11 protein-coding genes and 1 pseudogene are annotated in these 12267 nt (G+C 53.0%); 7 read left to right on the forward strand and 5 right to left on the reverse strand.

Features of this window, described 5'->3' with window-relative positions:
• The first annotated feature begins 43 nt into the window (after window positions 1–43).
• Both YERSI8AC_RS23480 and YERSI8AC_RS23485 read left to right on the forward strand, forming a co-directional pair.
• Complete coding sequence (locus YERSI8AC_RS23480) at window positions 44–2230, forward strand: malate synthase G (protein WP_159177724.1); 2187 nt, start codon at window positions 44–46, stop codon at window positions 2228–2230.
• A 70-nt stretch (window positions 2231–2300) separates the two neighbouring features.
• Window positions 2301–2717, forward strand: coding sequence for a PaaI family thioesterase (locus YERSI8AC_RS23485; protein WP_159177725.1), 417 nt, complete (start codon window positions 2301–2303; stop codon window positions 2715–2717).
• 21 nt (window positions 2718–2738) lie between these two features.
• Here YERSI8AC_RS23485 and YERSI8AC_RS23490 read toward each other — a convergent pair.
• From YERSI8AC_RS23490 to YERSI8AC_RS23500, 3 genes and pseudogenes are all read right to left on the reverse strand, one after another.
• Window positions 2739–3173, reverse strand: a pseudogene (locus tag YERSI8AC_RS23490) (DUF411 domain-containing protein); the annotation flags it as partial.
• A gap of 234 nt (window positions 3174–3407) precedes the next feature.
• Complete coding sequence (locus YERSI8AC_RS23495; protein ID WP_159177727.1) at window positions 3408–4820, reverse strand: ATP-binding protein; 1413 nt, start codon at window positions 4818–4820, stop codon at window positions 3408–3410.
• Complete coding sequence (locus tag YERSI8AC_RS23500; RefSeq protein WP_159177728.1) at window positions 4817–5479, reverse strand: response regulator; 663 nt, start codon at window positions 5477–5479, stop codon at window positions 4817–4819. The genes YERSI8AC_RS23495 and YERSI8AC_RS23500 overlap by 4 nt, the downstream gene beginning before the upstream one ends.
• 217 nt (window positions 5480–5696) lie before the next feature.
• On the opposite strand from YERSI8AC_RS23500, the gene YERSI8AC_RS23505 reads away from it, so the two are divergent.
• Both YERSI8AC_RS23505 and YERSI8AC_RS23510 read left to right on the forward strand, forming a co-directional pair.
• Entirely contained in the window at window positions 5697–6887 is a 1191-nt protein-coding gene (locus tag YERSI8AC_RS23505) for a glycosyltransferase family 9 protein (RefSeq protein ID WP_159177729.1), read from the forward strand.
• 302 nt (window positions 6888–7189) lie between these two features.
• Window positions 7190–8773 (forward strand): phosphoethanolamine transferase, encoded by a 1584-nt coding sequence (locus tag YERSI8AC_RS23510; protein WP_236557410.1) that lies wholly within the window; start codon window positions 7190–7192, stop codon window positions 8771–8773.
• A gap of 478 nt (window positions 8774–9251) precedes the next feature.
• On the opposite strand, the gene YERSI8AC_RS23515 is transcribed toward YERSI8AC_RS23510, so the two are convergent.
• Window positions 9252–9635 carry a DUF423 domain-containing protein gene (locus YERSI8AC_RS23515; protein WP_159177730.1) on the reverse strand — a complete coding sequence of 128 codons (384 nt, stop codon included), beginning with the start codon at window positions 9633–9635 and terminating at the stop codon, window positions 9252–9254.
• Between the two features lie 137 nt (window positions 9636–9772).
• On the opposite strand from YERSI8AC_RS23515, the gene thiS reads away from it, so the two are divergent.
• Genes thiS through trmB form a run of 3 tightly spaced genes read left to right on the forward strand, consistent with a single transcriptional unit; the run spans window position 9773 to window position 11585 of the window.
• Window positions 9773–9979 (forward strand): sulfur carrier protein ThiS, encoded by a 207-nt coding sequence (gene thiS, locus YERSI8AC_RS23520; protein WP_022521266.1) that lies wholly within the window; start codon window positions 9773–9775, stop codon window positions 9977–9979.
• 10 nt (window positions 9980–9989) lie between these two features.
• Window positions 9990–10799, forward strand: coding sequence for a thiazole synthase (locus YERSI8AC_RS23525; RefSeq protein WP_159177731.1), 810 nt, complete (start codon window positions 9990–9992; stop codon window positions 10797–10799).
• Window positions 10800–10814: 15 nt separating this feature from the next.
• Window positions 10815–11585, forward strand: coding sequence for a tRNA (guanosine(46)-N7)-methyltransferase TrmB (gene trmB, locus YERSI8AC_RS23530; RefSeq protein WP_159177732.1), 771 nt, complete (start codon window positions 10815–10817; stop codon window positions 11583–11585).
• A 64-nt stretch (window positions 11586–11649) separates the two neighbouring features.
• On the opposite strand, the gene YERSI8AC_RS23535 is transcribed toward trmB, so the two are convergent.
• Window positions 11650–12252: a glutathione S-transferase N-terminal domain-containing protein gene (locus YERSI8AC_RS23535; RefSeq protein ID WP_141440353.1), complete on the reverse strand. Its 603-nt coding sequence runs from the start codon at window positions 12250–12252 to the stop codon at window positions 11650–11652.
• Between the last annotated feature and the right edge of the window lie 15 nt (window positions 12253–12267).

The raw sequence follows: 12267 nt of genomic DNA on the forward strand, positions 1-12267 counted from the left end.
TAGCAAACACATCACCCACTGGCATCCTCACAGGAGAAACCCCATGAGCGAGCGTATCACGCGCCACCGTTTACAGGTGGCAGCCGATCTAGATCGTTTTATAAATGAGCAGGCGCTACCGGGAACAGGTGTTGATGAAAACGCCTTTTGGGCCGGTGTGGATGCCCTGTTTCATGATTTGACCCCTAAAAATCGTCAATTGCTCGAAGAGCGCGACACGCTGCAAGAGAAGCTAGATGCATGGCACCGGGAAAACCCCGGCCCGGTCACCGATATGCCGGGATACCGTCGCTTCCTGAAAGAGGTTGGCTACCTGGCAGAAGCGCCGGCTAACGTAAAAGCGACCACCGCCAACGTTGACCGTGAAGTTGCCGTTCAGGCAGGCCCGCAGTTGGTTGTGCCGGTGAGCAACGCACGCTATGCGCTGAACGCGGCGAACGCCCGCTGGGGCAGCCTTTACGACGCCCTGTACGGCACCGATGCGATTTCCGAAGAGGATGGCGCGGAGAAAGGCACCAGCTTTAACCCGAAACGCGGCGCCAAAGTGATTGCCTACGCCCGTGGCGTGCTTGACCGCGCGGCACCGCTGGCGACTGGCTCGCACCGGGATGCGGTGAACTACGCCATTCGTGATGAGCACTTGGTAGTAACGCTGGAAGGTGGTCGTGAAACCGGCTTGAAGGATTCCGGCAAGCTGATCGGTTTTAACGGCGAAGCGGCGAAACCCGACGCGATTCTGTTGGGGAACAACGGCCTGCACCTGGAAATCCAGATCGACCCTAACGACGCCATCGGCAAAACCGACCCGGCAGGCGTTAAAGATGTCGTGGTGGAAGCCGCCCTGACCGCCATCATGGATTGCGAAGACTCCGTTGCCGCAGTGGATTCAGAAGACAAGGTGGGCGTTTACAGTAACTGGCTGGGCCTGATGAAGGGCGATCTGGAAGAGAAGATCGAAAAAGGCGGCAAGACGTTTACCCGCAAGCTGAACGCCGACCGCATCTGGCAAACCACCGATGGCAGCAGCGTCACGCTGCCCGGCCGTTCGCTGATGTTCGTGCGCAATGTGGGTCACTTAATGACCACACCGGCGATTTTGGATGAGAACGGTAACGAGCTGCCGGAAGGTATCCTTGATGCCGTGGTTACCTCGCTGCTCGCGTTGCATGATCTGAAGAAAGATGCTGACCAGCCGCGCAACTCGCGCACTGGCTCTGTTTATATCGTCAAGCCGAAGATGCACGGCCCTAAAGAAGTTGCCTTCGCCAACGAGCTGTTTAGCCGCGTTGAAGACATTTTGGGCATGAACCGCGACACCCTGAAAATGGGTATCATGGACGAAGAGCGTCGCACCACCGTTAACCTCAAGGCGTGTATCGCTGAAGCAGCTTCACGGGTGGCATTTATCAACACCGGCTTCCTCGACCGTACCGGCGACGAAATGCATACCGCCATGGAAGCGGGTCCCATGGTGCGCAAGGGCGACATGAAAAGCGCCGCTTGGATTCAGGCCTACGAGAAGAGCAACGTGCAAGTGGGCCTTGCCTGCGGCCTTCGCGGTCGTGCCCAGATTGGTAAAGGCATGTGGGCCATGCCTGACCTGATGCACAACATGCTAGAGCAGAAAATCGGCCATCCGAAAGCGGGTGCCAACACGGCTTGGGTGCCTTCACCTACGGCCGCTGCGCTTCACGCGCTGCACTATCATCAGGTCAACGTCACCGACGTTCAGCGCGAGCTGGAAGCGTTGGGTGAGCCCGACTACCTGGACGACCTACTCACCGTGCCAGTAGCGGAAAACGCCAACTGGTCAGATGAAGAGAAGCAGCAGGAGCTGGATAACAACTGCCAGGGTATTCTCGGCTACGTAGTTCGCTGGGTAGAGCACGGCGTCGGTTGCTCGAAAGTGCCGGATATCCACAACGTAGGCCTGATGGAAGACCGCGCCACGCTGCGTATCTCCAGCCAGCACATTGCCAACTGGCTACACCACGGCATTGTCGATGCACCGCGAGTGGAAGAGACCCTCAAGCGCATGGCCAAGGTAGTCGACGAGCAGAACGCTGGCGACCCCACCTACACCGCCATGAGCGCCAATTTTGAAGGCTCCACGGCTTTCAAAGCCGCCTCCGACCTGATCTTCAAAGGCCGCGTACAGCCTTCCGGCTACACCGAGCCGCTACTCCACGAGTGGCGTCAGGTGCATAAGGCCCAGGTGCATAAGGCATAGTAAGTTCGTTTTATGGTGTAATCAGCCTCGAGGTTCATCCCTCGGGGCTTTTTTATAAAGGAAAACAACAATGACCGTAATGACTGCCGAGCAAATCGAACACTTTCTGGATGAAGTGTTTCCCCAGCGGATGGGCAAGATAGAGAGCGTGGGTGAGATGAGTGCCACCATGCGCTTGAAGATCGGCAACGAGCATTTGCGCCCTGGCCCGCGGGTTTCCGGGCCCACCATGATGGGCTTTGCGGATGTGGCTATGTATGTGGCGATATTGGCGCAAATTGGTCCCGAATCCATGGCCGTGACCAGCGACTTAAACTGCCACTTCCTCCGCGCAGCGTCCGGTGATCACGATATTATCGCCCACGCCAAGCTGATCAAACTCGGCCGTCGCTTAGCAGTGGGCGAAGTTCAGCTCTTCTCAGTCAGCGACGAAACGCGACCCGTGGTGCATGTCACCGCCAGCTATGCGTTGCCGGATAAGATTTGAAGCAAACGTCAGTTGCGGCGCCAAGGTCATAAACGGCTCATCTTGTTGGTCGCTAAAGGCGTAAACGTTATAGGGCTCGCTCTGAGGCCCCGGCATACCCGGCGTACCGATGGGCATCCCCGCCAGGCCAATGCCATCTATGTCGGGTTGCTCTTCAAACAGCTTGGTAACCGCTCCCATCGGCACATGGCCTTCAATCCAGTAGTCACCTATTTCGATGGTATGACACGACCCCAAACCATAGGACACACCCGCCTGCTGCTTGATATCCCCCAGCTCTACGTCATCTACAATCGTCACTTCTACACCAAGCTCTTCAAGATGGCGCGCATATTCGTCACAGCAACCGCACTGGGGGTTTTTATACAATGTGGCCTCGTCCGGCAACGCAGCTTGAGCCGAGGCGGCTCCTAGGAGTAAAGCACTAGATAAAACCGTAGCGGTAAAACGTTTCATGAGCGATCTCCTTGAGGTGTGTGACTAAACCAATAGCTGGCCAGCAGGACTATACCCAGCTCTATCAGCCATAGGCCCTCAGTCATAAGCTCTATCAACAAAAAAGTTAGTGGCATCCATTAACTTTTTATCTTACAACCTATAGGTAGCCCCAAGGTCAAGCGGCAAAATAGACGCAAATCTGACTTTGAGCGCATGCATAGAGGAAAATATAACCCACAGCCCTCACCTACCTTAGATGGCTTGCAGCTTGTTTTTTCCCCACGTAACACTGACCGCTAGCCCATTGGGTATGCGGTTACTAAGTGCAAGGCGTGCGTCTTGGCGCTGAGCCAACTCCGAAACAATCGACAAACCCAATCCACTGCCGGTAGTACCCTGACCAGACGCGCGCCTAAAACGCTCTGTGACTTTATCCAGTAGTGCCTCAGGCAGTCCGGGGCCAGTATCTCTCACAATAAGTTGAGGCACCCCCTCCCGAAGCGCCAACTCTACCTCTATATGACCGCCTTCCGGGGTGTAACGTAAGGCGTTATCCAGGAGGTTACGAAAGAGAATGCCCACCTCGACTTCGTCGGCGCGAACCACCAGCCGGGTTAACCCTGTTAGCCTCAAGTGCTGATCTCGCTCTTCAGCGAGTGGCCACAGCTCGGCTACCAATTCAGCAACAATAGGATAGAGATCGATAGTGGCCGGTGAGGTTGTGGCTACTTGATCCAAACGAGCCAAAATAAGCAGTTGTTCTACCACCCGCTGCAGCCGTTCTACTCCGATATAAGCCTTTTTTAATGATTGCTCTCCCCCCTCCTGCGCGTTATCCAGATGAATTCTCAGCGCTGCTAAGGGAGTACGTAATTCATGGGCCGCATCTGCTGTAAAGCGCCTCTCGCGCTCTAAGGTTTCTTTCAACCGAGCGATAAAGTCGTTTAGCGATTGACGTAATCCATTAAGCTCTTGAGGAACCGAATTATCAATTTGACGCAAATCGTGGGCGGAGCGGCCTTGTACCTGGTTGGAAAGCGCTTGAATGGGCGCAATACCTCGCCGGATAATACGACTCATCAGCCAAAGGAGGAGTGGGAGCAAAAAGAGCATCGGCAATAAATTGTTCCAGGTGATGCGCTCCACCACTTCATCATGAAACGAACCTCGTAGCCCCATACTGATCCAAGTATCGCTGGCAACATCGAACATGCTGAAAACCCGCCAGCGATGACCATCGTAGCTTTCCCAGCGAAAACCCTCCTCTAAAGGCGCGGGGAAAGGGCCTGCATCATTCCATTTGCCTCCTAGAAGCCTGGGTGAGCCATCGGCATTCCAAAAACCCAGTACTAATTTAAGCTCTTCCTCGTGATAAAGCTTGATACCTGATTCAAAGCTGCTGTCGGGCACTGCGTTACCGTCGCGATATAGCTGAGCCGGATGTTCTGGAAGGCCCATGCGCGAAGCCAGTCGAGCATAGTCGTCAATGGTCGCGTTGGGATCGAGTTGGCCAGCCACAATCCGGCTATGCAGACTAAGCTGTGTATCGAGAATTTCTTCTAGCTCGTGATCCGTAATTAAGTAGGCTGCGGTAACCGCGACTCCCCCGGCGACAACCATGGTAATGGCCAGGGTACGAAGTAGATAACGCCGTATCGATATCATTGTGCTTGGCTATCCAGCCGGTAGCCAATTCCGCGCACATTAATGATCAAATGTTTTTCAAGTTTTTTACGCAGATGATGAATGTGAACTTCCACCGCATTGGACTCTATCTCATCGCCCCAACCGTAAAGCAAACTTTCTAAACGAGGACGAGATAGCACTCTGTCGGGATGCCTAGCTAGCTCTAACAACAAGGCATACTCCCGTCGGCCCAACTTTACGTCTTTGCCCCGCCAACTCACCGCATGACGAGCCTCATCAATACTCAGCACCCCCAGCGTTAATATCTGCGAGGCCCGCCCCTCAGCGCGTCGCATGACGACACGCAAACGGGCAAGTAACTCCTGCAAATTAAATGGCTTGAGTACATAGTCATCCGCCCCAGCATCTAAGCCGCCAATACGGTCTTCCATCGCATCACGGGCTGTCAAAATCAGAATAGGCAGAGTTGATTGCTGACGGAGTAAATGCAGTACCTGCATACCGTCCATATCGGGCAGCCCAAGATCCAAAATAATCACACTGAAGGTCTCGCTATTGACAGCATTGATTGCTTCACGCCCAAGCATAAACCAATCGACTGTATACCCCTCACGCTCCAGGGCTGTCTTAATGCCATCCCCAAGCAGGGGATCATCTTCTATCAGCAGTGCGCGCATTCTGCTTCCTCAATCGTCAAACCGTTATCGTGGATGCCAAAACTTAAGCTTTTCTTAAATACGGAGACTTATAATCAACAAAGTAGTTTCTTCTAAACTAAACCAGTAAGCCTACCACCCTATTTTTGTAAAGCTCTTACACAGTTTAACTCTTCTTTAAGTTATTAGGCTCATGCTGCCTCTTCCGCCGTGGGAAAAGCCAAAAGAGCGCCAGAGCATGCATTTACTAACCCTCATTAGAACAAACTATTATTTAAAAATAATGGCTCGTGGTTTAGAAAAAGGAATGAAACGATATTTACTGAGAGGTATACGGTATATCGTCAAACCGCCTGCGCCAGAAACCATCGACAGCCTTGTGGGTATAGAAAAAATTCTAATTATTCGCCCCAATTTTCGTCTGGGAAATGCACTAATCAGCACCCCTGTCATTGATGCTTTTCGTGAACGTTTTCCTTCCGCACGCATAGACTATCTAGCGACGGATAAAACTTTTCCACTGTTGCAACAACGACCTATTGACCATTTTTATTTACTGTCGAGATCCGCGATCCTTCGTCCTTGGAAGTGTGTGACATTATTACGACGCCTAAGGGCTCAACGTTATGATCTAGCGGTACAAGTGAGCGGAGGATCAACGAGCGGTTTTATAGTGACCCAGTTAATAGGGGCACGGTATAGCATGGGTTCACGTAAAGGTCACCAGCGATGGTACAGCATTGAGGCGGAAGGGAAGTCATCACATGCCTACGATGCCATCATTAATTTAACACATCAGCTCGGTGTCGCTTGCCGTAATCGGCCATTGCTCCAGCTAACGAAGCAGGAGCGCTCTCAGGCAATGACGGAGATAAGACAGCTAACCAGTCTTCATAGCGATCACCCATCAGATACTGACTTTATTGCTATCTTCGTAGGTGGGCATCAAAACAAACGTTGGCCGTTGGCATTTTGGCTAATGCTCATCGATGCCATGGAGGCCCACAAAATACGCTATGTCGTTTTCCTTGGGCCCGAGGAGTTTAGGCTTCTAGTAACTATTGAGCAGCGTTTAAAGTCCTCCCTCTACGGCAGCTTATGCCCACCTCTTCCTATCCGTCACTTTGCCGCCGTTTTGGAGCGTGCTCAATTACTCGTGACACCAGACTCAGGGCCTATGCATTTAGCGGCAGCGCTCGATGTCCCCACAATATCTCTGGTACGCCAGCAAAAATCTCTCGCCTTCGTACCTCGAGAATCTTATGACACCATCCTTTGGCGCCCAGAGATCAACACGGTAGTAGAAGCCATACAAGCTAATGTTTACGGGCAAGCCTCAACGGCCCCCGGTCATGCTATCTCGGTAACAAACTATCCAAAACAGTGCGTAACGCCGCAGCCCAGTGCAGCCCCTACGTACTCTAGTTAATAAATTAACGCGCATAACTGTTCGTTAAGTTTTTGCCTTTTATAGTGACCCTAATATTTCGTTATCGAGTGTACTGCCGACATGAAGTTAGCCTCCGTCATGCTGACCATTTGTATGATGGTGAGTGTGAGTGGCTATGCGTGCTGTTCACCCAAATGTTCTTGCAAGATTCTTATCCCCACCGCGTTCATTAATCTGTTCATAGAGAGCCTTTCGATGCCCCCTTTGTTGTCCTTGCCTTTAAAAATTGTTTACACCGCTGGGCATTATCGTCCCACATTGAGCATGGAGCAACTTGTCTTATGGGCCGTAGTCATGTTCAGTGTTTTTTACAATGCCCTTTTTGGCAACAAGCCCTTGTTGGCTATGATCTTCTTGCAGTTCAGACGTGGCTTACCTTCGCCAATATGTTTTTGGTAATGACCTGCATTCATTTTTTGGTCTTCGTTAGCCTTGCTGTTCGAACATTGGTAAAACCCCTATTAATATTACTGTTTCTAATAGCCGCCTTCGTCAGCTACTTTACCACTTACTATGGCACCTATTTTGATACTTCAATGTTAGACAATGTGCTTCAAACGGATACTAACGAAGCACGGGAGCTTCTTACAGCTGGCTTGCTGATTCATTTGGCAATCTTTTTTGGTTTGCCTACCCTTATCATTTGGAGAGTTAAAATCGCGCCTTCAACCTGGAAGAAGGCTGTTTTGCGCCGCTCAGCTTATTACCTCGCCAGTACGACTATATTGCTGTTAGCGATCGTCTTATCTTATCAAGAAGTATCGTCACTCATGCGCAACAATAAAGAGCTTCGCTACTTGGTGACTCCAGGCAATTATATTGTTTCGATGGCGCAGGCAGTTTTCAGCCAGCACGCTTCCGCAAATACGGTGCGCTCGCCAGTGGGAGAAGATGCCCGTATCAGTTCACAAGTGGGTGACAAACCCACGCTGCTCGTCATCGTGGTGGGCGAAACGGCGCGGGCGGTGAATTGGGGGTTAAATGGTTATGAACGTCAAACCACGCCCAAACTTGCCCAGCAGCCCGACGTTATTAATTTTTCAGACGTTACCGCATGCGGCACCAGCACGGCTGCCTCATTACCCTGCATGTTTTCATTACCGGGGCGTGCCGATTACGTTAAATTCTATGCTCAGCAACATGAATCCTTACTGGACGTATTAGCACACGCCGGTTTAGAGGTCACCTGGCTTGATAACCAGTCGGGCTGCAAAGGCGTCTGCGAAGGAGTGACGACAAAAGCACTCTCTCCAGAGGACTACGCTTCTTTATGCCAAGATGGGCGCTGCTTGGACGAGGCACTGGTTCAAGCCTTAACCATGCAAATTAGCAGCACCCCAACTGATCAGGTGATAGTGCTGCATCAGCTAGGCAACCATGGCCCCAGCTATTACCAGCGTTACCCTGCTGACTACGAACGTTTTGTTCCTGCTTGCACCACCGCTGATTTAGCGAAGTGCTCAAGAGATGCCATTACCAATAGCTACGACAATGCCATTCTATATACCGACACTGTGTTGAATCAGGTAATTGAGACGTTAAAGCGTCAGGATGACTACGCAACTGCGATGATCTATCTCTCTGATCATGGTGAATCACTGGGTGAAAAAGGGCTTTATTTGCACGGCATTCCCTACGCCATTGCCCCCGACGAACAGACGCATGTGCCTATGGTTTGGTGGCTTTCCAGCACCTTTTCACAGCAGCAAGGGCTAGATACGGACTGCTTACACCAGATTTCCGACAAAGCCGCCTCACACGACAACCTATTTCACAGCGTGTTGGGTTTGCTTGGCGTATCAAGTACTGTCTACCAGCAGGAACAAGATATTAGCCAAACGTGCCGACAACCCAACAGCAGTTAAACGCGTAAGTAATCGGTAATTATTCAGTGGCAAAATTGATTCAGCTTCATCACAACTCAGGTGCGTCGGCATGCTCACAACTCTTTTATCAAAGACTCACCCGTTTTTTGAAAGGCGGCTCTTATCAACAAAAAAGGCAGCACCTGAGGATTCGATAAATAAGGATGATACTGCTCGCATTTTCAAACAATGGTTTTCATTTCGGTTATGCGTAGTTTTAACCAGCTTGCTAAGCGCTCTCCTCGTGCTATTTGAGATAGAGTCACTTGAAGTCATTATCGCTATTTTCAGTATTGGGGTTAGCAGCACAGCGCAGCTATTGAGGTTAGGCAATACAAGCACAGCTATGTGTAGCCGTCTTTACCCTTTACGGGGCGAGGTGATAGAGACACTGGACGCGATAGGTATGGCAGGCGTTGGCACTGTGGTTGTTTTATATCTTTTAATCTAACTGCTCTGCGCGAATAGCCCTTACCTGTTAAGTGCGGCTGCATAATAACGCTATCACCCCAAGCGCTAGCCAACCGGCCATCAACAGCAGCCCGCCAATGGGAGTGACAATGCCAAGATTCAGTCCTGCCAGCGCCATCAGGTAGAGCGAGCCTGAAAAGCAGCCCATGCCTAACACCCATAGCGCCAGCACCCAGCGCTGTCCGGCAAGCGGCTGCACTTGGCGCCATACCAGCACGATCATGATGGCAAGCGTGTGCCAGGCCTGATAGCGCACGCCGGTTTCAACGGCACTCACCATCGCTTCTGTGGTGCGCACCGCCAAACCATGGGCGGCATAGGCGCCTAGCATCACCAGTATGGCGCCTGAAAGGGCCGCTATACACCACCACACTTTATCTGTTCGCAGCACGCTGCTCTCCTACTCCTATTATGGTTTGCATACATCACGCTGTTTGCACCTACGGCTTACCTTGCGCGGTGTGAAACCGCTACAATAGAGAATGCCTTAGAGAACGAACTACCATGACGAATGAGACACGCCTATCTATGTCTATCCAGATACGTCTAAACGGTGAACCCCATACGCTGTCGACCGGCCTAACCGCCGCTGACTTAGTTGAACAGCTGGGCCTTAGCGGTCGTCGTATCGCCGTCGAAATTAACGAAGAGATCGTCCCCCGCAGCCAGCACGCCGACACCCGCCTGGTCGATGGCGACCACGTAGAAGTTGTCCACGCGATTGGCGGCGGTTAGAGGAAACACTATGACCCAACAAACGCATGTAGCGCTAGCCGATACCCCGCTAACCATCGCCGGACGCGATTTTCAATCGCGCCTGCTGGTGGGCACAGGCAAGTACAAAGACTTTACCGAAACCGGCGCCGCCATTGCCCAAAGTGGCGCTGAAATTGTGACCTTTGCGGTACGCCGTACTAATTTAGGCCAGGACGCCGATGCGCCCAACCTGTTAGACGCTATTTCCCCCGATCGCTACACCCTGCTGCCCAATACCGCCGGTTGCTACACCGCTAAAGATGCGGTGCGCACCTGCCGCCTGGCCCGCGAGCTGCTCGACGGTCACAATCTGGTCAAGCTGGAAGTGCTCGGCGACGATCATACGCTTTACCCCAATGTGGTCGAGACGCTAAAAGCCGCTGAAACGCTGCTCGCCGATGGCTTTGACGTCATGGTGTACACCAGCGACGATCCTATTGTGGCACGCGAATTAGAAGCTATGGGTTGCTGCGCCATCATGCCGCTGGGCTCACTGATTGGTTCGGGCCATGGCATTCAGAACCCACACAACGTGCGCTTGATTGTTGAACAGAGCAAGGTACCGGTACTCGTGGACGCGGGCATTGGCACCGCTTCTGATGCTGCCATGGCCATGGAGCTAGGCTGCGACGGCGTACTGCTTAATACCGCCATTGCCCACGCCCGCGAGCCGCTACGCATGGCCAACGCCATGAAGCTGGCCGTGGAGGCCGGGCGCGATGCGTTTCTAGCCGGCCGTATGCCGCGCCGCCCAGCCGCCGATCCTTCTTCACCTTTCGCTGGCCGTATTAACGGTTAATTGATTCGAGACCCCATGACTGAACCCAACGATAGCGTACCCGAACGTCACGTCACGCCCGAAAGCAACGCCACTACAGGGCCGGAAGGTACGGATGCACCGCTGCATCGCCGCGGCATTAAAAGCTATGTGATCCGCGCGGGCCGTATGACCCAGGCGCAAAACCGTGGCTTAGAAGATATTTGGCCGCGTTTTGGCCTGACCATCGCAGACGGCCGCCAAGATTTGGACGCGCTGTTTGGCCGTCAGGCACCGCGGGTAGTGGAAATCGGTTTTGGCATGGGCAACTCGCTGATAGAACAGGCCGAGACTCACCCAGACACCGACTTTATCGGCATCGAAGTCCACGCTCCTGGCGTTGGCAAACTGCTCGATGAAGTTGATAAGCGCGGCCTGACTAACCTGCGCGTTTACCGCGAGGACGCCCTGGCAGTGCTTGAGCAGTGCCTGCCCGAAGGCTCGCTAACCACGCTACAGCTATTCTTCCCCGACCCCTGGCCGAAGAAGAAGCACCACAAACGGCGCATCGTTCAGCCTGCCTTTGTTGAGCTGATTCGCACTCGCCTGATGCCTGGCGGCACCTTCCATATGGCCACCGACTGGGAAGCCTACGCAGAGTGGATGGCCGAGGTAATGGAAGCGGCCCCCGGCTATGCCAATACCGCCAGCGCGGAAACCGCCCCGTATGTGCCGCGCCCGGCGTTCCGCCCATTGACCAAGTTTGAAGCCCGCGGCGAGAAACTCGGCCATGGGGTTTGGGATTTGATCTATCGCCGGGAGGGGTGAATCTACGGGCTGTCTCCACCTCGCGATGGCCTAGTCTTTATGCGCTATCTGAAATAGTGGGTTCCTACTCAAATTCAGTCAGCGCGAAGCTCTCACCCTCCACCACCTTCGCCTGCCAGGCGTGTAGCGTCGGGTAGCGGTTTTGCCAATCAAAGGCTGGTAAGCGGAAGCTGATATACGCCAGCGCAACGGCAACGGTAATCGCCCCTAGGGTGCGCTGGGCACTGCCCGCTAGCACGCTGGGGTGGGCATTGAGTGTTATCAAGGTGCGTTCGATCGCTTTTAAACGGCGCTGCCCCAACAGCGTCGTATCCACTTCATTACCAGCATACTTACGGCCGATCACCACGTTGAAAGCGGCGTCCATCAAGCCCTGCCCCAAACCTGCCAGCGCCAGGGTTTCAGCTAGTGCTTTACTGGGCATCAGAGATGGCCCTTCACCCACTGCATCCAGATAGTGAGCAATCAACAACGACTCGGTGATGACGTCTCCTTCATCGGTTACCAGCGTTGGAATACGGCTAAGCGGCGTAATCTGTACAAGCTCGCTATCCGCCGCCCAAGGGTCACACCAGCAAAGCTCAGTGCGCTCGATCAGCTGCTTTTCATAGAGACACACGCGCACAACACGTGCATAGGGAGAAGAGGTATTTAAATAGAGCTGCATGGGGCGGTCTCCTGT

The organism is Halomonas sp. 113 (assembly GCF_904067645.1).
In the GTDB taxonomy this organism is placed as follows: Bacteria; Pseudomonadota; Gammaproteobacteria; order Pseudomonadales; family Halomonadaceae; genus Vreelandella; species Vreelandella titanicae.

Excerpts from the sequence above, each read along its gene's own strand:
- YERSI8AC_RS23480 (WP_159177724.1), top strand. The coding sequence starts at position 44 with ATGAGCGAGCGTATCACGCGCCACCGTTTACAGGTGGCAGCCGATCTA.
- YERSI8AC_RS23485 (WP_159177725.1), top strand. The coding sequence starts at position 2,301 with ATGACCGTAATGACTGCCGAGCAAATCGAACACTTTCTGGATGAAGTG.
- YERSI8AC_RS23495 (WP_159177727.1), bottom strand. The coding sequence starts at position 4,820 with ATGATATCGATACGGCGTTATCTACTTCGTACCCTGGCCATTACCATG.
- YERSI8AC_RS23500 (WP_159177728.1), bottom strand. The coding sequence starts at position 5,479 with ATGCGCGCACTGCTGATAGAAGATGATCCCCTGCTTGGGGATGGCATT.
- YERSI8AC_RS23505 (WP_159177729.1), top strand. The coding sequence starts at position 5,697 with ATGCATTTACTAACCCTCATTAGAACAAACTATTATTTAAAAATAATG.
- YERSI8AC_RS23510 (WP_236557410.1), top strand. The coding sequence starts at position 7,190 with ATGGGCCGTAGTCATGTTCAGTGTTTTTTACAATGCCCTTTTTGGCAA.
- thiS (WP_022521266.1), top strand. The coding sequence starts at position 9,773 with ATGTCTATCCAGATACGTCTAAACGGTGAACCCCATACGCTGTCGACC.
- YERSI8AC_RS23525 (WP_159177731.1), top strand. The coding sequence starts at position 9,990 with ATGACCCAACAAACGCATGTAGCGCTAGCCGATACCCCGCTAACCATC.
- trmB (WP_159177732.1), top strand. The coding sequence starts at position 10,815 with ATGACTGAACCCAACGATAGCGTACCCGAACGTCACGTCACGCCCGAA.
- YERSI8AC_RS23535 (WP_141440353.1), bottom strand. The coding sequence starts at position 12,252 with ATGCAGCTCTATTTAAATACCTCTTCTCCCTATGCACGTGTTGTGCGC.